Source organism: Bradyrhizobium pachyrhizi (assembly GCF_029714545.1).
Taxonomy (GTDB): Bacteria; Pseudomonadota; Alphaproteobacteria; order Rhizobiales; family Xanthobacteraceae; genus Bradyrhizobium; species Bradyrhizobium pachyrhizi.
This window is the reverse complement of the sequence record NZ_CP121667.1, coordinates 8,659,995-8,680,826: the sequence shown is the minus strand read 5'-3', so window position 1 is coordinate 8,680,826 and position 20,832 is coordinate 8,659,995. Positions and strand designations below refer to the sequence as shown.

The following is a 20,832-nucleotide window of genomic DNA, read 5'->3' as shown; positions in this document are numbered from 1 at the left end:
GGAACCTCGAGATTCCGGGTTCGATGCTGTCGCATCGCCCGGAATGACAGCGGAGCGAGCGCCGTCCCTGCCGGTCGCGCTTACGCCTGGTCGAGGCCGTACAGTGTGTGCAGCGTGCGGACCGCGAGCTCGGTATAGGCGGCGTCGATCAGGACCGAGAACTTGATCTCGGAGGTGGTGATGGCGCGGATGTTGATGTTGCGGTCCGCCAGCGCCTTGAACGCCTTGGCCGCGACGCCGGCATGGCTGCGCATGCCGCTGCCGATCACCGAGACCTTGGCGACGTCGGTCGCGGTATCTACGCGGGCGTAGCCGATCTTGGCCTTGGCGGCGGTAATCGTGTCCTTGGCGCGGTTATAGTCGCTGGCCGGAACGGTGAAGGTGAGGTCGGTGGTCTTGCCGTCCTCGGACACGTTCTGCACGATCATGTCGACATTGATGTTGGCATCCGCGAGCGGCCCGAAGATCGCGGCGGCGACGCCGGGCTTGTCCTCGATCTGGCGCACGGAAATCTGGGCTTCGTCCTTGGAGAAGGCGATGCCGGTGACGACGTGCATTTCCATGATTTCCTCCTCGCTGCAGATCAGCGTGCCCGGCGGCTGGTTGGCGTGCGGGTCGATATCCTCTGGCTTGTCGAAGCTGGAGCGCACGAAGATCGGCATGTTGTGCACCATGCCGAGTTCCACCGAGCGAACCTGCAGCACCTTGGCGCCCTGCGAGGCCAGTTCCAGCATGTCCTCGAAGGCGATCTTGTCGAGCCGGCGCGCCTTCGGCACCACGCGGGGATCGGTGGTGTAGACGCCGTCGACATCGGTGTAGATGTCGCAGCGGTCGGCCTTCAGCGCAGCGGCGATCGCCACCGCCGAGGTGTCCGAGCCGCCGCGGCCGAGCGTGGTGATGCGGCCGGTGTCGGGATTGATGCCCTGGAAGCCGGCGATCACGGCGACTTCCTTGCGTTCCTTGAAGCGGGTGACGATTTCGGTGCCGTCGATATCGAGGATGCGCGCCGAGGCATGCGCGTCCGAGGTCTTGATCGGGATCTGCCAGCCCTGCCAGGAGCGCGCCTGGATGCCGATGCCCTGCAGCACGATCGCGAGCAGGCCCGAAGTGACCTGTTCGCCGGAGGCGACCACCGCGTCATATTCGCGCGCGTCGTGCATCGGTGAAGCATCGGTGCACCAGGCCACCAGCTCATTGGTCTTGCCGGACATCGCGGAGACGACGACGGCGACCTCGTGGCCCGCGTCGACCTCGCGCTTCACATGCTGCGCGACGTTGCGGATACGATCGATATTGGCGACGGATGTACCGCCGAATTTCATCACGAGGCGGCCCATGACGACGCGTCTATTCCTTTAAGAGGATAAGTAGGTTAACCCACGCCGAAAACCGCAAGCGCGGGGACCGAAACGCGCGTATACATAGCGCCGCGCCCGGGGGCAAGCCGGTAGGTAGGGGGCCCTCGAGTGTCTTTTGGGGGTGTTTTGACCGGTTGCGGGCGGGTTGTGGCGCACGGGTAACACGAGGGCAACTCGAAGGCGGATTGGATGGGACGTTATATCGACGAGATCCTGCAGCCTGGCGAGAAGGTGCTGTATTCCACCAATGCGCACTGGATGTTCTATTTGCCGGCGATCGGGGCCTGGATCGTGGTGCTGGCGCTCTTGATCCTGTCGCGGATGACCACGGTCGACGGCCTCGTGATGGCCTGCTTTGCGGCCGCCGCCGTGGTCGCGGTCGCGGCGCTGTACTGGACCGCCGCGGCCTGGTTCCACCGCTGGACCACCGAAACCGACGTCACCAATTTCCGCGTGGTGCACAAGAGCGGCTTCATCAAGCGGCGCACCTTCGAGATGAGCCTCGACAAGGTCGAGAGCGTCGACGTCAACCAGAGCATCATGGGGCGCCTGCTCAATTATGGCGACGTCACCATCCGCGGCGTCGGCGAGGGCATCGAGACCATCAGGACCATCGCCGCGCCGCTGTCGTTCCGCAATTCGATCACCGCGCGATAGGGGCGCGCGCAATCATGGCCACGCAATCAACTCTTTCCAGTTCCTCCGCCAGTTCCTCCGCCAATGCCTCCGCCAGCTCGGTCGATCCGGCCGAGGTCGCGAAATTCTCGAAACTGTCCGATGAATGGTGGGATCCGCGCGGCAAGATGGCGCCGCTGCACAAGATCAACCCGCTGCGCCTGACCTATATCCGCGACGCCGCCTGCCGCAAGTTCGAGCGCAACGCCAAGAGCCTCAGCTGCCTGTCCGGCCTGCGCCTGCTCGACATCGGCTGCGGCGCCGGCCTGTTGTGCGAGCCGTTCACGCGGCTCGGCGCCCAGGTGATCGGGATCGATCCTTCCGCCACCAATATTGCCGCGGCGAAGCTGCACGCCGACAAGGGCCATCTGTCGATCGACTACCGCTGCACCACGGTGGAGGAGATGGACGCCCGCGAGCGCTTCGACATCGTGCTGGCGATGGAGGTGGTCGAGCACGTCAACGACGTCGGCGCCTTCATCAAGCGCTGCGCTGTCATGCTCAAGCCCGGCGGGCTGATGGTGGTCTCGACCCTGAACCGCAACTGGAAGAGCTTCGCGCTGGCGATCGTCGGCGCCGAATACGTGCTGCGCTGGCTGCCGCGCGGCACCCACGAGTGGAGCAAGTTCGTCACCCCCGCCGAGCTCGAGCGCTATCTCGGCGACGTCAACCTCACCGTCACCGAGCAGGCCGGCGTGGTCTACAACCCGCTCGCCGACAAATGGACCGTGTCGACCGACATGGACGTGAACTACATGGTGGTGGCGGAAGAGGTGTGAGTTAGGTTACCGCGGTCTTGGCCACACAATAGGTGTCGTCCCTGCGCAAGCAGGGACCCATAACCACCTGCCCAAATAATCGGGCGAGGTCCGCGTTCCGATTTGTTGTAGGGTCGGCTGTCCGGCTATCGTGCCCCAAACAGCTCCGTGTGGTTATGGGCCCCTGCTTTCGCAGGGGCGACGCGGAGTTTGTGGCGCGACTGGTGGAGATGTGAGACGCGGTGTCCTCCCAAAGGTGTCGTCCCTGCGAAAGCAGGGACCCATAACCACCGGCCCAAATAATTGGGCGAGGTCCGCGTTCCGAGCATGTACTATGTCTACATCCTCGCAAGCCGGCGCCATGGTACGCTGTACATCGGCGTGACGAATTCCGTTCAGACAAGGCTTGAGCAGCATCGCAACGGCAAAGGCTCGTCGTTTGTCAAGACATATGGTGTCTACCGCCTCGTCTACGTGGAAGCCTACGAGCGGGCTGAAGAAGCCATCGCTCGCGAAAAGCAACTCAAACGATGGAAGCGCGACTGGAAGATCGAGCTGATTGAACGCGAGAATCTCGAATGGCGAGATCTCAGCGACCTGCTTGTCTGACCGGCGTGCCACATACTGCTCCCCGTGGTTATGGGTCCCTGCGTTCGCAGGGACGACGGCGAGTTTGCGGAGACCACGCAGCCCTGTCATGCACCGCCTCGGTTGACCGCGTCGGCCACAATCGGCACGCTGCGCGCATATTCCCGCCCGGCACACCTCCCTTACCCCCATGCTCACCATCGCCTCGCTCTGGATTCCCTTCACCATCGTCGCTGCGTTCGGGCAGGTGGCGCGCAATGCGATGCAGCGGCATCTGACCGGGCCGCTCGGGACCTGGGGCGCGACCAATATCCGCTTCCTGTTCGGCCTGCCGTTCTCGGTCGTGTTCTTCGCGCTGGCGGTGCTGCTGACCGGCGATCGCGTGCCGTGGCCGGCGGCCGCGTTCTGGCCGTGGCTGGTAACCGGCGCGCTCAGCCAGATCGTCGGCACCGGTTTCATGCTGCTGGCGATGAACGACCGCTCCTTCGTGGTGACGACGGCCTACATGAAGACCGAGGCGATCCAGACCGCGATCTTCGGCTTCATCTTCCTCGGCGATCATCTCACGACGACCAAGGTGATCGCGATCGTGATCGCGACCATCGGCGTCGTCGTCACCGCGCTGCGGCCCGGCGGGCAGAAGAGCTTTGCCGACCTGCGCCCGACCGTGCTCGGCCTCGGCGCCGCCGCGGTGTTCGCGATCTCGGCGGTGAGCTTTCGCGGCGCGATCATCGCGGTGCCCTCAGTCTCATTTGTCACGGCGGCCTCCTACACGCTGATGTGGAGCCTCCTCGTGCAGACGCTGATCCTGTCGGTCTATCTGTTGCTGCGCGCACCCGACGTGCTGAGGTCGATCCTCAAGCTGTGGCGGCCCTCGATGTTCGCGGGCTTCATGGGCGCGTTCTCATCGCAATTCTGGTTCCTGGCGTTCGCGCTCACCGCCGCCGCCAATGTGCGCACGCTGGCGCTGATCGAGGTGCTGTTCGCGCAGGGCGTGGCCTATTTCTCGCTCAAGCAGCCGTTCTCGCTGCGCGAGGTGTTCGGCATCGTCCTGATCGTGATCGGCGTCGCGCTGCTGATCGCCGCGTAATTACCCTTTCACCGCAATCAGCACCGCACCCGCCGAGATCAGCGCGATCCCGAGCCAGCCATAGGCCGAGGGGCGCTCGCCGAGGAAGACCGCGCCGAACAGCGCCACCAGTACCACGCTGAGCTTGTCGATCGGCGCGACCAGCGTCGCCGGTCCGAGCTTGAGCGCGCGGAAATAGCAGATCCACGACGCGCCGGTGCCGAGCCCGGACAACAGCAGGAACAGCCAGCTCTTCGCCGAGATCGGCCCGGACTGGGTGAACTGCCCGGTCGCGAACAGGATGGCCGACAGCGTGATCAAGACGACCACGGTGCGGATCAGGGTGGCGAGATCGGAGTTGATGCCCTCGACGCCGACCTTGGCGAAGATCGCGGTCAGCGCGGCGAAAACGGCGGAAAGAAACGCCCAGACCTGCCAGGAGGAGAATGAGTCGGGGGTCATGCTTCCTCGTGGCCGTCATTCCGGGGCGCGCGCAGCGCGAACCCGGAATCCGGAGAGTGTGGCGCGAGATTCCGGGTCTGGTCCTTCGGACCATGCCGGAATGACGGAGTGAATCAATTCCGGTCTTCCGGCAGCGTCGGCAGCGGCGAGACCTCGACGCCTTCATCGATCAGCGCGCGGGCCTCTTCGGGCGAGGCTTCGCCATAGATCGGCCGGTGCTCGATATCGCCGTAGTGCATCTTGCGCGCTTCGTTCGGGAAGCGGTCGCCGACATTGTCGGCGTTCTTCACGATGTGGTCGCGCAGCTCCTTCAGCTTGCTGCGAAGCTCGCGCTCCTGCGCCATCATCAGCGACGTCGATTCATTGCCGGTCGCTTCGACGGGCGCGGCCGGCGCCGGCTGGGCCGGTTCGCGGCCCTTCTTGCTGACGATCTGCGGCGCCATGATCGCGCGCTCGATCTTGCTTGAGCCGCAGGACGGGCAATCGATCAGGTGACGTCGCTCCTGCGATTCATAGGCCGCGGAGCTCTGGAACCAGCTCTCGAACTGGTGGCCGCGCTCGCAGCGCAGCGTGTAGCGGATCATGCCGAACCCCGGACGAGGTGCAGATGCTCCGGGCCGGCCTTGGGGTCGGCAATGCCGAAACGCCTGCCATGCTGCAGCGAGGGAATGGTCTTGCGCGCGGTTTCGACCTTGGCGGGGTCGATCTCGGCCAGGAACACGCCCGGCTCGACGCCGCCCTCGGCGAGGATCTCGCCCCAGGGGTCGATGATCAGCGAATGCCCGAAGGTCTCGCGCTTGTTCTCATGCAGGCCGGCCTGCGCCGCTGCGAACACGAAGCAGCCGGTCTCGATGGCGCGGGCGCGCAGCAGCGTGTGCCAATGCGCTTCGCCGGTCTTGCGGGTGAAGGCGGACGGCACGGTGAGGAACGATGCACCGGCCTCGGCCAGCGCGCGGTACAGCGCCGGGAAGCGCACGTCGTAGCAAATCGTCAGTCCGATCCGGCCCCAGGGCAGGTCGGAGATCACGGCGGTCTCGCCGGGCTGATAATTGGCCGATTCGCGATAGCTTTCGCCGCCCGGCAGATCGATATCGAACATATGGATCTTGTCGTAGCTCGCGAGCAGATTGCCCTCGGGCCCGATCAGGAACGAACGGTTGACCGCCTTCTCCGGCGAGTAGCGCAGCGCCAGCGAGCCGATATGCAGGTGGATCTTCAGCTCGGCGGCGAGCGCGCAATACGCCTTCAGCGACTTGTCGTCCTCTTCGCTCGCCAGATGCTCGAACAGCGCTTTGCGGTTCAGCTGCATCATGTTGCTGACCTCAGGGGTCAGCACGTATTTGGCACCCTGCGCCGCCGCCTCGCGGATCAGCTGCGTGCCCTGCTCGAGGCTCGGCTCCGGCAGCAATCCGGTGCGCATCTGCACCATGGCGGCAGTGAAAATGTTCTCCGTCATCAGGCGCCGCCTCCGTTGCTGAGCAGGCCGTCGAGCTTGCCCTCGCGGTCGAGCGCATAGAGCTCGTCGCAGCCGCCGACATGGGTCTTGCCGATGAAGATCTGCGGGAAGGTCGAGCCCGCGCCGGCGCGGCCATACATCTCGTCGCGATAGGCCGGGTTGCTGGCGACGCTCAGTTCGGTGAACGCGGCGTTCTTGCGCGTCAAAAGCGATTTGGCCGCGGTGCAATAACCGCAGCCCGGGCGGGTATAGATTTCAATGGCAGCGGTCATGGTGCGCTCGGTTGAACCAGAATGTCAGATTATATGGGAGCGCGGTGGGTATCGACAACCCGGGCAAACACCAGCACGTCGACCTGCGCGGCTTTGGCGCGGAGCAGCGCCCGCGCGCAGGCGTCCACTGTCGCGCCCGAGGTCAGGACGTCGTCGATCAGGATCACACGGCGGCCCTGGACGTCAGCCTTGCGTTCATCGGCGACCCCGAATGCGCCCTGCACATTGCTGGCGCGGTCCTTGCGTGACAGCCCGATCTGCTGCTCGGTGGCGCGGATGCGCCGCAGCGCTTCGGCAGCCATTTTGACGCCGCTCTGGAGCGCGATCACCTTGGCGAGCGCCCCGGACTGGTTGTAGCGCCGGCTCCAGCCGCGCCGCCAGTGCAGAGGAACCGGAACCAGCAGATCGGCCTCGCGTAGCAATTCCTTCCCCGCCCGCGCCATCCAGCGACCCATTGTCGGCGCCAGATCGGTGCGATCCTGGTACTTCAATGCGTGCACCAGCGTGCGCGCGACATCGTCATAGCGCACCGCGGCGCGGGCGCGCTGGTAGGCCGGCGGATTGGCGATCGCCTCCATCGACAGCAGCTCGGGCCCGGGATCGTAGACGAAGGGAATGCCAAGCCGCGGGCAGAACGGCGGCGCAATGAACGACAATCTGGCCCAGCAGGCCGCGCACACCCCCTCGCCATCGACCGGCTCGCGGCACGAAACGCATAGCGTCGGCAGCGCGATATCGAGCGTCAGCCGCGCCGTGCGCAGCCACGCGCCCCCGATCGCGCCAAGTGCGCGCTGGACGTGACCGGTAATGGAGCGTGTCGGTGATGCCTCGGCGTCCATGGCGGGCGACGCTAGCGTTTGAGCAACGCGGGCTCAAGGCGCAAGATATTAACGGTCAGGACAGCATTTCATGGTGTTGGCGCAGTATAGCTCTCGCACCGCGGCCGTCGAGGCCTCGGCCGCGGATGATCGCATCGTAAGCAGCCCGCATCTGGTGTGCTGCCGCCGCAGGCGCAACCGCGCCAATTCCAGTCCCAAGGCCCGGAGCAAGCAACGTTCGGATCGGGGTTTTCGCGAGTGCATTGTGAGCAAGCACGGCGATCAGCGCAGCCCGGAACGCAAGATACACATTGACCGTTGCGCTGATGTCTGAGGGGACCCGCATGGTTGGCGCGCTGACCAGCAATGGAATGAAGTCGTGACCGGTCGCGACGATGGCAGCTTGCCCAACCGGCAGTTCGCCATGGTGTTGTTTCGCAATCACCGCCTGCAAGTCGGTCTGCAGCGTCCAACCGAAGAATTTCGAATACAGGAGGTCGATTCCACCGTCCATGAAGCCAAAGCTGTTTGCTGGGCTGACAACAGCGTCTGCCTCGGCTTCGAAAATGTCGCCGCGAGATACGTGCACGTCAGCGGCGTCGGCAAAGGCAAGTTCCCAAGCCTTGACCACGTCAGCGTTGATATCCCGAAGGTGAACCGTGAGCATTGGAGATTCCTGCGTCTCTTTCGAAGGAAGGTAGCTGCGTGACGGCAGGCGCAGGTTAGCGGCTCGCCCGGTTCGCCTCAAGCAACGCATTGCCTGCGGCCACCGTCCGGCGTAACCAGCGGGCATGGCAACGACCCCGGCCACGGCCCCCATCCTGTTCGATCGCGCCTTGCTCGGCGCGCGGCTGGCGCGCGCGCGGCGCGAGGGGGCGGCGACGTTCCTGCTCGATCGCGCCAGTGAAGACATGGCGGACCGCTTGCAGGCCGTGTCACGCAGCTTTTCCGCGGCTGCCGATGTCTGGACGCCGGGCAACGGGCTCGCGGACGCCCTGCATGGGCGTGTCGCCGCGCTCGATGCGATCGGATTCAGTGAGGCGGAATCGCTCGGACTGGCGCCGGAGTCGCGCGATCTTGTGGTCTCCGCGCTCGCCTTCCAGTTCGTCAACGATCTGCCGGGCGTGCTGGCGCAGATCCGCCGGGCGCTGAAGCCGGACGGGCTGCTGCTGGCGGCGATGCTCGGTGGCGATACGCTGACCGAGCTGCGGCAGAGCTTTGCCGCGGCGGAGGCGGAGTGCGAGGGCGGGGCCTCGCCGCGCGTCGCGCCGTTCGCCGATCTGCGCGATATCGGCGCGCTGTTGCAGAGGGCGGGATTCGCGCTGCCGGTGACTGACGTCGACCGCGTCGTGGTGCGCTATGCCAGCGCGTTCGCGCTGATGGCCGATCTCAGGCGGATGGGTGCCACCAATGTGCTGCGCGAGCGACGTCACACCTTAACCCGTCGCGCCACCATGCTGCGCATGGCGCAAATCTACGGCGAACGCTTCGCCGATTCCGACGGCCGCATCCGCGCCACCTTCGACATCGTCTGGCTGTCCGGCTGGGCGCCGCATGAAAGCCAGCCGAAGCCGCTCAAGCCCGGCTCGGCGAAGGCGAGCCTTGAGGCGGCGGTGAAGGGGACGAAGCGCTGAAGCGTGAGGTGAGCACGCTGCTCAGGCTTCCTGCTCCTTGCGGGGGAGGGCTATCGCTGATGGTCTTCGCCAGCTGGCAGGTCGCATCAATACGCAGGTGACGACATCGCGTGGTGTGACGCCTGGAATCGAGAACCATCCTCAGCGTCCTCCCTGCGAAAGCAGGGACCCATAACCACAAATGCCAATTGTTGGGCGATGCTGGAACGACGAATCCCTTCAACAAAGTCCGCCGCGGCGTATGGTCCCTGCCTTCGCAGGGACGACGCGTTGGAGAAGCCGCAGACTCACATCACGATTTCGGAATAATGGAATTATGCCGGTGAGTTGCCCGACGTGTCAAGTAGCCTGGTCGAACGCCGGCCACCGCCACCTGCTTTGCATGGGGTTGTTTTCGATATTTTGGCAGCGCGCCTCCCGCGCAAGCGGGAGAGGCGAAGAGGATCACAGCAACAGATCGATCAGATGCGGCAGCAGCGGGATGTCCGCGGGCGGCATCGGGTAGTCGCGCAGCTTGCTTGCGCGGACCCAGGCGAGGTTCTGGCCCTCGCGCGCCACCGCGATGCCCTCCCAGCGCCGGCAGATGTAGAGCGGCATCAGCAGATGGAAGGTCTCGTAGGCATGGCTGGCGAAGGTCAGCGGCGCGAGGCACGGCTCGCTTACGGTGATGCCGATCTCCTCATGCAGCTCGCGGATCAGGGTCTGCTCCGGGCGTTCGCCCGGCTCGATCTTGCCGCCGGGGAATTCCCACAGCCCGGCCAGCGCCTTGCCCGCGGGGCGCTGCGCCAGCAGCACGCGCTTGTCGGCATCGACAAGCGCGCAGGCGACGACGAGTGTCAGCTTGATGTCAGCCATGCGGCGTCAATGTCCCGATGCAAGTTCGTCTCGCAGATTCTGTCATTGCGAGCGAAGCGAAGCAATCCATCTCCGCGTTGCTGGATGAGGTGGATTGCTCGCGCGTGCCGCTCGCAGTGACGGAAGCGACTACGACCTGTAGTCCCCGTTGATCGCGACGTATTCCTTGGTGAGGTCGCAGGTCAGCACGCGGTCCTTCGCCTTGCCGAGGCCGAGCGCCACCTTGATCTGGATCTTCGGCGCCTTCATTGCCTCCGACACCTCTTTCTCGTTGTAGGACGGATCGCGCGCGCCGCTCTTGGCGACGCGGATGCCGTTGAAGGAGATCGAGAGCTTGTCGCGGTTGGCGGGCTCGCCGGCCTTGCCGACCGCCATCACCACGCGGCCCCAATTGGCGTCCTCGCCGGCGATCGCGGTCTTCACCAGAGGCGAATTGGCGATCGACATCGCGATTCTGCGCGCAGACGGTTTGGTGGTGGCGCCCTCGACCACGACCTCGACCAGCTTGCGGGCGCCTTCGCCGTCGCGCGCCACCTGCTCGGACAGATCAGCGAGGATCTGCTGGAACGCCTTGGTGAAGGCCTTCAGCCGCGGGTCGCTGGCGCGCGAAATCTTCGGCGCGCCATGGGCAGCGGCGGCGCCGGTCGCGAAGGCGAGCAGCGTGTCCGAGGTCGAGGTGTCGCCGTCGATGGTCAGCGCATTGAAGGTGTCCTCGACGCTGGCCTTGAGCAGCGATTGCAGCACCGAGGCCGACAGCGGCGCGTCGGTGAAGATGAACGACAGCATGGTCGCCATGTCGGGCATGATCATGCCGGCGCCCTTGGCCATGCCGTTGATCGTCACCCTGGCCTTGCCGAGCTTCACGGTCGCGGTGGCGACCTTCGGGAAGGTGTCGGTGGTCGTGATCGCCCTGGCCGCGTCCATCCAGCGATCGGGTGTCGCGGTCTGTGCGAGCTGCGCCAGCACGCCGTCGAACTTGGTGGCGTCGAGCGGCTCGCCGATCACTCCGGTGGAGGCGAGGAACACGTCCGACGTCGAGCAGCCGACCGCCTTCGCCGCGATCTGCGCGGTCAGCGCGGTCGACGCCTTGCCGGTCTTGCCGGTGAAGGCGTTGGCGTTGCCGGAATTGACCACCAGCGCGCGCGCGGCGCCGCCCTTCAGCTTGGCGCGGCACCATTCGACCGGCGCCGACGGGCACTTCGACTTGGTGAAGACGCCGGCCACCGTGGTGCCCTTGTCGAGCAGTGCGAGCAGCACGTCGGTGCGCCCCTTGTAACGGATGCCGGCGGCAGCGGTCGCAAGCCGCACACCCGCGATCACGGGCATCTCGGGAACGTCGGGCGGGGCGAGGGGAGAGATGGCGGTGGACATCGGCAAGCTTCCGGCTACGGGGAGGGAAGCGCTCCATAACATCTCGCCGTGCGAAGCGGGAGAGGGCTGCGATGCGGACGCGCCACAGCATCGTCCCGGCGAAGGCCGGGACCCATAACCACCGTCATCAATTGTTTAAGAAACGGCCGCCGCGGCAAGACAAGCTTCGCTGCGGCGTATGGGTCCCGGCCTGCGCCGGGACGACGCGATCAACCGAAGGCGTTCCAAAAAGAAAATGGCCGGGACGAGCCCGGCCATCGCGCATTGAAGCTATTGACGTCGCGAAGCTTACTTCTTCGCCGGCGCCATCTTGTTGTCGGCGGGCTTCGGCGCGTCCTTGGCGGCATCGGCCGGCGCGGCCGCGTCGGCCGGCTTGTCCATGCGCTCGACCTTGGCGGCCTCGCGCAGCTTGGCGACATAGTCGGCCTGCGCCTTGCGGGTCACATAGGTCTCGATCTGGGCCTTCACCTGCTCGAAGTCGGGCGCCTTGCGGTTGCGCTTTTCCTCGACCTTGATGATGTGCCAGCCGAACTGCGACTTGACCGGATCGGAGATCTTGCCCGGCTCGAGCGAGAAGGCGACCGCGGAGAATTCCGGCACCATCTGCTCCTTGGTGAAGAAGCCGAGGTCGCCGCCGTCGGAGGCGCCGGGGTCCTTGGACTTCTTCTTGGCGAGCTCGCCGAAGTCGGCGCCCTTGTCGAGCTCGGCCTTGATCGCCTTGGCCTCGTCCTCGGTCTCGACCAGGATGTGGCGGGCGCGCACCTCCTGCTCGCCGGTGATCTGCTTGGCGGCCTCCTCATAGACCTTCTTCATGGCGTCGTCGGTGGTCGCGGCCTTGCCCTCGCTGGCAAGCAGGCTGTCCATCAACAGGCGGTTGCGGGTGAAGGCGAGCCGCTTCTTGAAGTCGTCATTGTTCTCGATCTTCTTGTCCTCGGCGGCCTTGGACACGATCTTCATGTCGATCAGGAACGACAGCACGTTGTCCTTGCGGGTCGAGGGGTCCATCTGCTGCAGGCTCGGGCCGAGTTCCTCCTCGGCGAGCGCCACGTCGCTGGCGTGGATCTCCGAACCGTTGACCTTCGCCAGCACCGGATCGGATTCCGCGGCCCGGACCGGGAGGCCGGCAGCCAGCACTGCGACAAGACAGCCCGTCGCGGCCAGGGTGGCGAGGCCGCGGCGCAGGCCGGTTTTGGTTTCCGGGGGCGAGGTGGTCATGCAAAATCCTTGTCTCAAAGGGGGGAAGCTCGAGCGGGGCGGACACTCGCCCAATCGTGTTACATTGGCAACGCGAAAGTCTTGTCAAAATGATGAATTCCTTGACATCTTGCCAGCGTTGACAACCCCCCGACCGGGCCATATCTCTGGCCAACCGCGTCAGCGGCGAGAGCGCTTATTTTGCTGCGTTTTTCGCCGTTGAACCCAGGATGGCCTGTTTCCCACTCAATTGGCGGAGGAGCCCCCGGGCCGGGGCTCGAACCGTAGCGCGTCACGGTGAGTTGATAGGCGATCCGGCGGACCATCTCAGGCTGTAATCCAAGACTGAATTCCAAGTTGAATTCCAACACTGAACGAAGACCGAACTCGAGACCGAAGAACAGGAATTTCGCATGATCGGCGCGCTCGCCCGCAAGTTTTTCGGCTCCGCCAACGACCGTCGGGTCAAGGGGTATCAGTCCCGCGTCAACGCCATCAACGCGCTGGAGCCCGAGCTCGTCAAACTGACGGACGATCAGCTCAAGGCCCGCACCGCCGAATTCAAGCAGCAGCTCGCCGGCGGCAAGACGCTGGACGACATCCTGGTTCCGGCCTTCGCCACCGTGCGCGAGGCCGCCAAGCGGACGCTCGGCCAGCGCCATTTCGACGTTCAGCTGATCGGCGGCATGGTGCTGCACGAGGGCGACATCGCCGAGATGAAGACCGGCGAAGGCAAGACGCTGGTCGCGACGCTTGCGGTCTACCTCAACGCGCTCGCCGGCAAGGGCGTCCACGTCGTCACCGTCAACGACTACCTCGCCCGCCGCGACTCCGGCTGGATGGGCCAGATCTACGCCTTCCTGGGGCTGACCACCGGCGTGATCGTACACGGCCTCGACGACGCCGAGCGCAAGGCCGCCTATGCCTGCGACATCACCTACGGCACCAACAACGAATACGGCTTCGACTATCTGCGCGACAACATGAAGTACCGCCTGGAGGACATGGTCCAGCGCGAGCACTACTACGCGATCGTCGACGAAGTGGACTCGATCCTGATCGACGAGGCGCGCACGCCGCTGATCATCTCCGGCCCGCTCGACGACCGGTCGGATTTCTACAACACCATCGACACCTTCATGCCGCAGCTGAGCAAGGTCGCCGACTTCGAGGTCGACGAGAAGCAGCGCACGGTGACGCTGACCGAAGGCGGCATGGAGAAGCTGGAAAACCTGCTGCGCGACGCCGGCCAGCTCAAGGGCGACTCGCTGTACGACGTCGAGAACGTCTCCGTCGTGCATCACGTCAACCAGGCGCTGCGCGCGCACACGCTGTTCACGCGCGACAAGGACTACATCGTCCGCGACGACGAGGTCGTCATCATCGACGAGTTCACCGGCCGCATGATGCAGGGCCGCCGCTATTCGGAAGGCCTGCACCAGGCGCTGGAAGCCAAGGAGCACGTCACGGTCCAGCCCGAGAACCAGACGCTGGCCTCGATCACCTTCCAGAACTATTTCCGGATGTACCAGAAGCTGTCCGGCATGACCGGCACGGCGCTGACCGAAGCCGACGAACTGTTCGACATCTACAAGCTCGAGGTCGTGGAGATCCCGACCAACCTGCCGGTGGCGCGCCTCGACGAGGACGACGAGGTCTACCGCACCCAGAACGAGAAATACGCCGCGATTCTTGCCGAGATCGAGCGCGCCAACAAGCGGCTGCAGCCGGTGCTGGTCGGCACGGCCTCGATCGAGAAGTCGGAAGTGCTGGCCGAGTACCTGAAGAAGCACGGCTACAAGCAGATCGACTTCACGTCCGAATCCGGCATGGAGAAGCTCTATGCCGCGGCGCGCGCCGGCAAGCCGGCAAAGCTGTTCGCGGTGCTGAACGCGCGCTTCCACGAGCAGGAAGCCTATATCGTCGCGGAAGCCGGCGTGCCGGGCGCGATCACGATCGCGACCAACATGGCCGGCCGCGGCACCGACATCAAGCTCGGCGGCTCGCTCGAGATGCGGATCCAGCAGGAGACCGCCGGGATCACCGATGACGCCGAGAAGGCCAAGAAGATCGAGCAGATCAAGGCCGACATCGAGCGCTTCCGCGAGATCGTGCTGAAGGCGGAAGAGGATTTCGAGGTCGAGCCTGCCAAGGGCAGCAAGCCCGCAAAGACCGTGAAGAAGCCGGGCGGCCTCTACATCATCGGCTCCGAGCGTCACGAATCCCGCCGCATCGACAACCAGCTGCGCGGCCGTTCCGGCCGTCAGGGCGACCCCGGCCGCTCGAAGTTCTTCCTGTCGCTGGAAGACGATCTGATGCGCATCTTCGGCTCCGACCGGCTCGACAGCATGCTGCAGCGGCTCGGCCTGCAGGAAGGCGAGGCGATCATCCATCCCTGGATCAACAAGGCGCTCGAGAAGGCGCAGCAGAAGGTCGAGGCGCGCAACTTCGACATCCGCAAGAACCTCTTGAAGTTCGACAACGTCCAGAACGACCAGCGCAAGGTGATCTTCGACCAGCGCGTCGACCTGATGAAGGACGACAGCGTCGTCGAGACCGTGACCGACATGCGCCATGCCTTCGTCGAGGACGTGGTCGCCAAATACATTCCCGAGCACGCCTATGCCGAGCAGTGGGACACCGCCGGCCTCAAGGACGAGCTGAAGCGCGTGCTCGATGTCGATCTGCCGGTCGACGAATGGGCCAAGGAAGAGGGCATCGCCGACGAGGAGCTGCTGACCCGCATCGAGACCCATGTCGACGAGCGTATGGCCGCCAAGGTCGCGCAATGGGGTCCCGACGTGATGCGTTACGTCGAGAAGACCATCCTTCTCCAGACGCTCGACCATCTCTGGCGCGAGCACCTGATCATGCTCGACCATCTGCGCCAGGTGATCGGCCTGCGCGGCTATGGCCAGCGCGATCCGTTGCAGGAGTACAAGACCGAGGCCTTCAACCTGTTCCAGGAGATGAGCGCGCATCTGCGCGAGGCCGTCACCGCGCAGCTGATGCGGGTCGAGATCGTGCCGCCGGAGGAGCCGCCCCAGCCGCTGCCGCTGATGGAAGCGCACAAGCTCGACCCCAACACCGGCGAGGACGAGTTCGCGCAGGCGCGCCTGACCGAGGCGACCTACGCCCAGGCCTCGCTGGCGCCTGGGATGATTGCCACCGACCGCGATCCGAACGATCCGGCGAGCTGGGGCAAGGTCGGCCGCAACGAGGACTGCCCCTGCGGGTCAGGCAAGAAGTACAAGCACTGCCACGGAAGGTACGCGTAAGCCGTCGCACGCGCTGGCGGCCATCTCAGGCACGCACGTGGTGCAATGTAATCTTCGCTATCCCGAGCGGGTGCCCGCAGGCATCGGTGTCTGAACCAGAGCGCAATAACGGGCTTGATGACGGGGCGGATGCACTGCGTTGCGTCGGTCCGCTTGCGTCCTCAAGAGCGGACACGCCGTCCGGTTCGGCAATCGTTCTCGTTCGCCTCTGACATCGACATCACGCGGGGCGCTCCAGCTTCCGTTGAAGCCTTGCCCGTCGCTCACCGAGCCGCGCCGACCATGAAAATACGAACAGCCGATCGAACAGCCGCTTCGGCTTGGGCGGATGTCGGCGGCGGTCGCAATCCCAAAACGACCTGAAGGTGCAGATCGTCGCGGATCATGCCAAGGAAGTGCTCGGCCAGTCTTTCGCAATCGCGCTGTTGAAGGCCCCATTGCTTCGCGTTCTCGCGAAGAACCGCAGCCAGTCGAGCGCTTGCCCGACCCGGGCCGGCGGCAAAGAAGGTTTTCGCCAGATCAGGGAAGCGCGCGCCCTCGCCGACGACGGTACGGTAAAGCTGAAGGGCTTCCGGAGACATGACAACGTCGATGTACCTTCTGCCGACCTCGTAAAGGGTTGATTCAAGGTCGTCGCGTTCGAACGTGCCCTCCGAGAGAGGCGCCATGGCGCGCTGCGAAATCTCCCCCACGATCGTCGCGAACAACTGCTCCTTGTTGCCGAAATAGCTGTAGATCGTCCGCTTCGATCCTCCGACCTTCGCGATCACCTCATCGACGCTCGCTCCAGCAAAGCCGGAACGAAAAAACACTTCAGTCGCCGCCTCGAGAAACTCCGCGCGTCGCGCATCCCTTTTCCCCGAGCCGCTCGAAGGATCATCAACTTCAGCCAAGTTTGTACACCTCTCTGCTGCCAGCCGCTGGTCGTCGCATCTCGCCGGCCTTTCCAACCATAAACCTCTCATCTTGACCTGCATCGTTCATGGAGGTACGGTACAGTACCGTACCATATCATATCATATCAATTAGTCGATGCAAGGAAGCCTTGAGATGAGACGAATTGGACGCCGTGTGATCGTCGGGGCGGTCATTTCAGTGACGATCTTAGCGGTTGGGGTCGGATGGGCGTGGTGGGGGCACGCCCAATCGACGGAGACAACGGACAACGCGTATGTCCACGGCGATATCACCGCGATCGCGCCGAAGGTCTCAGGTTACGTCGCGGAAGTCGCAGTACACGACAATCAGGCGGTCTCAGCCGGAGACATCCTTGTCCGAATCGCGGACGAGGATTATCGCGCACAGCGGGACCGGGCTGCGGCTTCGGTTAGCCAAGTCCAGGCTGCCATCGAGAACCTCGCGAGACGTAAGGACCTGCAGCAGGCAGTCGTTCGCGAAGCTGAAGCGTCATCCCAGATGACCCAAGCGGATCTGGATCTTGCTGAACGTCAATTCGGTCGGACCAGCCATCTGCTGCAAACCGGCGCAGTCTCTGTCCGTGTCCACGACACTGCCATTGCGGATCAAAGCCGAGCGCGAGCTGCGCTGGCGCGCAGCCAAGCAGCGATCACCGCAGCGCGCGAGCAAGAGGCAGTGCTCGCGTCAGAATCGGCTCAACTTGCGGCGCGACTTGCGGAGGCCCGAGCCGGCCTTTCGCTTGCCGAGATCGCTTTGTCCGAAACCATTATCCGCGCTCCCGTCGCCGGCATCGTTGGAAATCGCCGAGTTCGGCTTGGCGAGTATGTTCGCCCCGGCGGAAGTCTGCTCTCGATCGTTCCAGTTGACCGCGTTTGGGTGGTCGCCAACTTCAAGGAAACTCAGATTTCCCGGATGCGTATCGGGCAGCCGGCCGAGATAACTGTCGACGGCTACGCGAATGTCAGAATGCGTGGAACGCTCGACAGCCTTTCACCGGGCAGTGGTGCCGCGTTCAGCCTCATTCCGCCCGATAACGCGACCGGAAACTTCGTGCGGATTGTACAGCGTGTTCCCGTCAAGATCCGCCTCGACCATGCGAACGCCTTACACGGCCGACTCGTTCCGGGAATGTCCGTCGACGTGTCGGTCGACCTGACGACGCATGCGAAGCCAGCCTCAGGCCGCGCGCCTGAGGATGCCACGGTATCGCTCTTTCGCGAGGCGAACTAGGTCATGAGCACCTCTGCGCAATCTGTGGCGGAGGCCACTTCAGGTGAGCGATCTGCCTTGCGAGGATGGGTCCTCCTCCTCTTGATCCTTGCGACAGCCATCGATGCCATCAACAGCACGGTGCTGGTGATCGCGCGGGCCCACCTCATGGGTTCTACCCACGCCACGCCCGATGAAATTGCATGGGTCAACATGGCCTACCTCGCGGCAAAGCTCACCTGCTTTCCCGTCGCCGCCTGGCTTTGCCTTCGGGTGACTTCGGGAAGGCTCATCTTTGCTGCCACGACGGTGCTGCTCGCAAGCTTGGTCGGCTGTGCGATGACCAACCACCTCGAAGTCCTCATCATGTGGCGCATTCTCCAGGGGGGCGCCGGTGCCGTGCTGCTCGTCTGCAGCCAATTTGTCTTGTTCGAAGTCTTTGCACGACGGCAGCAGGGCGTCGTGCAAGCGGCCTTTGCAATCAGCGTCATCATGGCGCCGACGACGTTGACGCCGGCGCTCCAGGGATGGGCAGTCGATAGCGGAAGCTGGTCATGGATATTTTGGGCCAGTTTCCCGCTCGCACTCTGCGGATTGATAGCCGCTCTCTTGCTCCCCCTTGCCGGCATACCTAGAACGGAAAGCAAGCCATTCGATTGGATCGGCGTCAGCCTTATGGCTACCGCCATGACGGCGATCGTGTTCGTCACCCAGGAAGGCAGCCGATATAATTGGTTTGATGAGCCCGAAATCGTCGTGCTCACGATCGTCGCCATGATCGCCACGGTGGCGTTCGTCGTCTGGCAATTTGCCTCGCAGCGCCGTGGCGCGTTGATCGACTTCGGCGCCTTTAAAGACGAGCATTTCAGCTTCGGCTTCCTGGTGAGCTTCATCGCCGGATGCGCGCTGTTCGGCAGTGCGTTTATCATCCCGGCTTTTGCCACGAACGTCCTTGATTTCTCGCCGACCTATGCAGGCTTTCTGCTGTTGCCGAGTGGACTTTGCGTGTGCGCCGGCCTGCTCGCGGCAGGTTCGGCGATCCAGTTCAGATCGCTTGATCCTACGAGGCCAATCCCGATTGGCATCCTCTGTTTCATGGCGGCGATGTTGATGATGTCGGGATCGACCTCACAAAGCGGATTACCCGATCTGGTTGCCGTCCTGCTCCTCCGCGGCTTTGGCCTGGGTTTGCTGTTCGTGTCTCTCACGCTCGTGACGCTCAATGGATTGAACGGCGTGGCTCTCGCTCACGGAATTGCCTTGTTCAATGTGGGGCGCCAGCTGGGAGGCCAGGTCGGGATCGGCTGGCTCGCGACCTATCTTGATCATCAGAACGTGCTGAACAGGACTGTGCTCTCCCAATTCATCACTCCCGGAAATCCGGCCTTCATTCAGCGCCGGGAAGCGATCGAGATGGCGCTGATTTCGAGAGGCTTCAACCCCGAAGACGCGGGACAAGCCGCGATCAGGGTCATTCAGCAGGAATTCGGACGCCAAGTCGCAACTGTGTCATTCAACGAATGCTTCCTGGCGGTCGCGCTGTTATTTCTCGGTGCCGCTCCAGTCCTGATCCTGGCCAAGATCATGCTGCATCGCCTTTCTCCTCATCGACCCACGCCATGAGAGACAAGTCTGGCCGCAGTCACACCCGATCGATGTGAAGGCGAGCCGCGGCAGGTCGGCGCTGCCGCTGGCTCAACCAGCGGCTTGCACGGGCCGTATCGCAAGGACTAACGCAGGGAGAGCTTACCCGGCGAAGGCCTTGTCGAGATCGGCGATCACGATCTTCTGCATCTTCAGCATCGCCTGCATCGCGCGGTCGGCTGCCTTGCGGTCGGGGGCGCTGAGATAACGGCCGAGCGCGGTCGGGATCACCTGCCAGGACAGGCCGAATTTGTCCTTGAGCCAGCCGCAGCGCGATTCCTGGCCGCCGTCGGTGAGCTTCTCCCAGAAGTAGTCCACCTGCTCCTGGGTCTCGACGCTCAGGAAGAATGACACCGCCTCGTTGAACTTGTGCTGCGGCCCGCCATTGAGCGCGTGGAACCGCTGCCCCTCGAGTTCGAAGCTCGCCATGAAATCGCTGACGGTCTCGATCTTGGCGTTCGGGAACACCGATTGGTAGAAGGCGACCGCGTCGCGGACGTTGTTGTCGAGCCAGAGGAACGGCGTGATCGAAGTCATGACGGGAAATCCTCACTAACGAGTAATCGGGTGGACCAGCCCGGCCAAGCGCGAAGGCTGGCGCCGCAGGGCGCGCCCCAAGGACGCACCAAACCGCTGCATCCCGACATTTCCCGCCGGTCTTTTTTCGATGGTTTCGTTAGAAGCGCGCCGGGCCGGCGCGGCCTTAATTGGCGCTGCCGATCAGGCTTTCCAGCAGGCGCTTGAGCTCTGTGGTCGACTTGTCGCCATAGCTCTCGACGATGTGCTCCTCCTGGCTCACCGCGAGCGAGTTGAGCCGCCGGCACAGCGCCTTACCGCGGTCGGAGACGAACATCAGCACCTTGCGGCGATCCTTGGGATCCTGGACGCGATAGACCAACGCGTCCGACACCATGCGGTCGATCATCTTGGTCAGCGTCGGATGGTTGAGCAGCACAGCATCCGCAAGCTCGCCCATCGAGTGGCCGTTGCCGTCGGACAGCACTTTCAGGATGCGCCACTGCTCGACCGGCACGCCTTCCTTGGCGAGCCGCGTCTCCAACTGCCGGTTGATCTCCCGGTTGGCTTGCGCCAGCAGGTAGGCGAGATGTTCGGTGATCGGGGAATTTTCTTTCGGCGGTTTAGCCACGGCGTGAGACCTGGTTCCTGACCCGGTGAATGAATGTCCGGCAACTCATGCCGTTTCTATATGCACTTCAATTGTTGAATATTCAATATTTTCACCTAGGATATTCCCCCAACCAAGGGGCGGATG

The 20,832-nt window shown here is 64.0% G+C and carries 21 protein-coding genes; 8 read left to right on the top strand and 13 right to left on the bottom strand.

The annotated features are described in order from the left end of the window. Positions 1-80 precede the first annotated feature (80 nt). The gene (locus QA639_RS40945) at positions 81-1,337 is read right to left on the bottom strand and encodes an aspartate kinase (protein ID WP_028337325.1); all 1,257 of its coding nucleotides are present in this window, start codon (positions 1,335-1,337) and stop codon (positions 81-83) included. Between the two features lie 210 nt (positions 1,338-1,547). Between QA639_RS40945 and QA639_RS40940 the strand changes: the two genes are divergently transcribed. The 4 genes from QA639_RS40940 to QA639_RS40925 all read left to right on the top strand — a co-directional run bounded on the left by QA639_RS40940 (position 1,548) and on the right by QA639_RS40925 (position 4,469). Next, a complete protein-coding gene (locus QA639_RS40940) occupies positions 1,548-2,015 on the top strand; it encodes a PH domain-containing protein (protein ID WP_057015559.1) in 468 nt (155 codons plus the stop codon). A 14-nt stretch (positions 2,016-2,029) separates the two neighbouring features. Beyond that, the gene (gene ubiG / locus QA639_RS40935; protein WP_050387752.1) at positions 2,030-2,812 is read left to right on the top strand and encodes a bifunctional 2-polyprenyl-6-hydroxyphenol methylase/3-demethylubiquinol 3-O-methyltransferase UbiG; all 783 of its coding nucleotides are present in this window, start codon (positions 2,030-2,032) and stop codon (positions 2,810-2,812) included. Positions 2,813-3,118: 306 nt separating this feature from the next. Continuing rightward, positions 3,119-3,400: a GIY-YIG nuclease family protein gene (locus QA639_RS40930; protein ID WP_283088870.1), complete on the top strand. Its 282-nt coding sequence runs from the start codon at positions 3,119-3,121 to the stop codon at positions 3,398-3,400. Between the two features lie 169 nt (positions 3,401-3,569). After that, complete coding sequence (locus QA639_RS40925) at positions 3,570-4,469, top strand: DMT family transporter (RefSeq protein ID WP_157346964.1); 900 nt, start codon at positions 3,570-3,572, stop codon at positions 4,467-4,469. Here the strand turns inward: QA639_RS40925 and QA639_RS40920 are convergent, their stop codons facing one another. The 6 genes from QA639_RS40920 to QA639_RS40895 all read right to left on the bottom strand — a co-directional run bounded on the left by QA639_RS40920 (position 4,470) and on the right by QA639_RS40895 (position 8,123). After that, on the bottom strand, positions 4,470-4,910 hold the full coding sequence (locus QA639_RS40920) for an EamA family transporter (RefSeq protein ID WP_050387750.1): 441 nt from the start codon (positions 4,908-4,910) through the stop codon (positions 4,470-4,472). It abuts the gene before it with no gap. A 113-nt stretch (positions 4,911-5,023) separates the two neighbouring features. Beyond that, entirely contained in the window at positions 5,024-5,494 is a 471-nt protein-coding gene (locus QA639_RS40915; RefSeq protein WP_028337319.1) for a DUF1178 family protein, read from the bottom strand. Beyond that, positions 5,491-6,366: a carbon-nitrogen hydrolase family protein gene (locus QA639_RS40910; RefSeq protein WP_028337318.1), complete on the bottom strand. Its 876-nt coding sequence runs from the start codon at positions 6,364-6,366 to the stop codon at positions 5,491-5,493. Before QA639_RS40910 ends, QA639_RS40915 begins: the two co-directional genes overlap by 4 nt. Continuing rightward, the gene (gene grxC, locus QA639_RS40905) at positions 6,366-6,638 is read right to left on the bottom strand and encodes a glutaredoxin 3 (RefSeq protein WP_028337317.1); all 273 of its coding nucleotides are present in this window, start codon (positions 6,636-6,638) and stop codon (positions 6,366-6,368) included. The genes QA639_RS40910 and grxC overlap by 1 nt, the downstream gene beginning before the upstream one ends. A gap of 29 nt (positions 6,639-6,667) precedes the next feature. After that, positions 6,668-7,477, bottom strand: coding sequence for a ComF family protein (locus QA639_RS40900; protein WP_157346961.1), 810 nt, complete (start codon positions 7,475-7,477; stop codon positions 6,668-6,670). 55 nt (positions 7,478-7,532) lie between these two features. After that, positions 7,533-8,123, bottom strand: coding sequence for a macro domain-containing protein (locus QA639_RS40895; RefSeq protein ID WP_283088869.1), 591 nt, complete (start codon positions 8,121-8,123; stop codon positions 7,533-7,535). A gap of 124 nt (positions 8,124-8,247) precedes the next feature. Between QA639_RS40895 and QA639_RS40890 the strand changes: the two genes are divergently transcribed. Next, positions 8,248-9,090, top strand: a complete 843-nt coding sequence (locus QA639_RS40890; protein WP_283088868.1) for a methyltransferase domain-containing protein — start codon at positions 8,248-8,250, stop codon at positions 9,088-9,090. Between the two features lie 444 nt (positions 9,091-9,534). Here QA639_RS40890 and QA639_RS40885 read toward each other — a convergent pair whose 3' ends face one another. The 3 genes from QA639_RS40885 to QA639_RS40875 all read right to left on the bottom strand — a co-directional run bounded on the left by QA639_RS40885 (position 9,535) and on the right by QA639_RS40875 (position 12,531). After that, positions 9,535-9,945 (bottom strand): (deoxy)nucleoside triphosphate pyrophosphohydrolase, encoded by a 411-nt coding sequence (locus QA639_RS40885; RefSeq protein WP_028337314.1) that lies wholly within the window; start codon positions 9,943-9,945, stop codon positions 9,535-9,537. Between the two features lie 129 nt (positions 9,946-10,074). Beyond that, entirely contained in the window at positions 10,075-11,316 is a 1,242-nt protein-coding gene (gene argJ, locus QA639_RS40880) for a bifunctional glutamate N-acetyltransferase/amino-acid acetyltransferase ArgJ (protein WP_283088867.1), read from the bottom strand. 288 nt (positions 11,317-11,604) lie between these two features. After that, on the bottom strand, positions 11,605-12,531 hold the full coding sequence (locus tag QA639_RS40875; RefSeq protein WP_283088866.1) for a peptidylprolyl isomerase: 927 nt from the start codon (positions 12,529-12,531) through the stop codon (positions 11,605-11,607). A 392-nt stretch (positions 12,532-12,923) separates the two neighbouring features. Here QA639_RS40875 and secA point away from each other — a divergent pair, with 392 nt between their 5' ends. Then, complete coding sequence (gene secA, locus QA639_RS40870) at positions 12,924-15,788, top strand: preprotein translocase subunit SecA (protein WP_157346955.1); 2,865 nt, start codon at positions 12,924-12,926, stop codon at positions 15,786-15,788. A 263-nt stretch (positions 15,789-16,051) separates the two neighbouring features. Here secA and QA639_RS40865 read toward each other — a convergent pair whose 3' ends face one another. Next, positions 16,052-16,681 (bottom strand): TetR/AcrR family transcriptional regulator, encoded by a 630-nt coding sequence (locus tag QA639_RS40865; protein WP_246668346.1) that lies wholly within the window; start codon positions 16,679-16,681, stop codon positions 16,052-16,054. A 157-nt stretch (positions 16,682-16,838) separates the two neighbouring features. Here QA639_RS40865 and QA639_RS40860 point away from each other — a divergent pair, with 157 nt between their 5' ends. Together QA639_RS40860 and QA639_RS40855 are read left to right on the top strand one after the other, a co-directional pair. Next, complete coding sequence (locus QA639_RS40860) at positions 16,839-17,936, top strand: HlyD family secretion protein (RefSeq protein WP_283088865.1); 1,098 nt, start codon at positions 16,839-16,841, stop codon at positions 17,934-17,936. A 3-nt stretch (positions 17,937-17,939) separates the two neighbouring features. Next, positions 17,940-19,538: a DHA2 family efflux MFS transporter permease subunit gene (locus QA639_RS40855; RefSeq protein WP_283088864.1), complete on the top strand. Its 1,599-nt coding sequence runs from the start codon at positions 17,940-17,942 to the stop codon at positions 19,536-19,538. A gap of 123 nt (positions 19,539-19,661) precedes the next feature. Here QA639_RS40855 and QA639_RS40850 read toward each other — a convergent pair whose 3' ends face one another. Further along, positions 19,662-20,096, bottom strand: coding sequence for a VOC family protein (locus QA639_RS40850; RefSeq protein WP_028337310.1), 435 nt, complete (start codon positions 20,094-20,096; stop codon positions 19,662-19,664). A gap of 166 nt (positions 20,097-20,262) precedes the next feature. Continuing rightward, entirely contained in the window at positions 20,263-20,706 is a 444-nt protein-coding gene (locus tag QA639_RS40845) for a MarR family winged helix-turn-helix transcriptional regulator (RefSeq protein WP_016847408.1), read from the bottom strand. Positions 20,707-20,832: the final 126 nt, after the last annotated feature.

Bases quoted from the DNA above. Each gene is read 5' to 3' on its own strand.
- QA639_RS40945 (WP_028337325.1), bottom strand. From the start codon at position 1,337: ATGGGCCGCCTCGTGATGAAATTCGGCGGTACATCCGTCGCCAATATC.
- QA639_RS40940 (WP_057015559.1), top strand. From the start codon at position 1,548: ATGGGACGTTATATCGACGAGATCCTGCAGCCTGGCGAGAAGGTGCTG.
- ubiG (WP_050387752.1), top strand. From the start codon at position 2,030: ATGGCCACGCAATCAACTCTTTCCAGTTCCTCCGCCAGTTCCTCCGCC.
- QA639_RS40930 (WP_283088870.1), top strand. From the start codon at position 3,119: ATGTACTATGTCTACATCCTCGCAAGCCGGCGCCATGGTACGCTGTAC.
- QA639_RS40925 (WP_157346964.1), top strand. From the start codon at position 3,570: ATGCTCACCATCGCCTCGCTCTGGATTCCCTTCACCATCGTCGCTGCG.
- QA639_RS40920 (WP_050387750.1), bottom strand. From the start codon at position 4,910: ATGACCCCCGACTCATTCTCCTCCTGGCAGGTCTGGGCGTTTCTTTCC.
- QA639_RS40915 (WP_028337319.1), bottom strand. From the start codon at position 5,494: ATGATCCGCTACACGCTGCGCTGCGAGCGCGGCCACCAGTTCGAGAGC.
- QA639_RS40910 (WP_028337318.1), bottom strand. From the start codon at position 6,366: ATGACGGAGAACATTTTCACTGCCGCCATGGTGCAGATGCGCACCGGA.
- grxC (WP_028337317.1), bottom strand. From the start codon at position 6,638: ATGACCGCTGCCATTGAAATCTATACCCGCCCGGGCTGCGGTTATTGC.
- QA639_RS40900 (WP_157346961.1), bottom strand. From the start codon at position 7,477: ATGGACGCCGAGGCATCACCGACACGCTCCATTACCGGTCACGTCCAG.
- QA639_RS40895 (WP_283088869.1), bottom strand. From the start codon at position 8,123: ATGCTCACGGTTCACCTTCGGGATATCAACGCTGACGTGGTCAAGGCT.
- QA639_RS40890 (WP_283088868.1), top strand. From the start codon at position 8,248: ATGGCAACGACCCCGGCCACGGCCCCCATCCTGTTCGATCGCGCCTTG.
- QA639_RS40885 (WP_028337314.1), bottom strand. From the start codon at position 9,945: ATGGCTGACATCAAGCTGACACTCGTCGTCGCCTGCGCGCTTGTCGAT.
- argJ (WP_283088867.1), bottom strand. From the start codon at position 11,316: ATGTCCACCGCCATCTCTCCCCTCGCCCCGCCCGACGTTCCCGAGATG.
- QA639_RS40875 (WP_283088866.1), bottom strand. From the start codon at position 12,531: ATGACCACCTCGCCCCCGGAAACCAAAACCGGCCTGCGCCGCGGCCTC.
- secA (WP_157346955.1), top strand. From the start codon at position 12,924: ATGATCGGCGCGCTCGCCCGCAAGTTTTTCGGCTCCGCCAACGACCGT.
- QA639_RS40860 (WP_283088865.1), top strand. From the start codon at position 16,839: ATGAGACGAATTGGACGCCGTGTGATCGTCGGGGCGGTCATTTCAGTG.
- QA639_RS40855 (WP_283088864.1), top strand. From the start codon at position 17,940: ATGAGCACCTCTGCGCAATCTGTGGCGGAGGCCACTTCAGGTGAGCGA.
- QA639_RS40850 (WP_028337310.1), bottom strand. From the start codon at position 20,096: ATGACTTCGATCACGCCGTTCCTCTGGCTCGACAACAACGTCCGCGAC.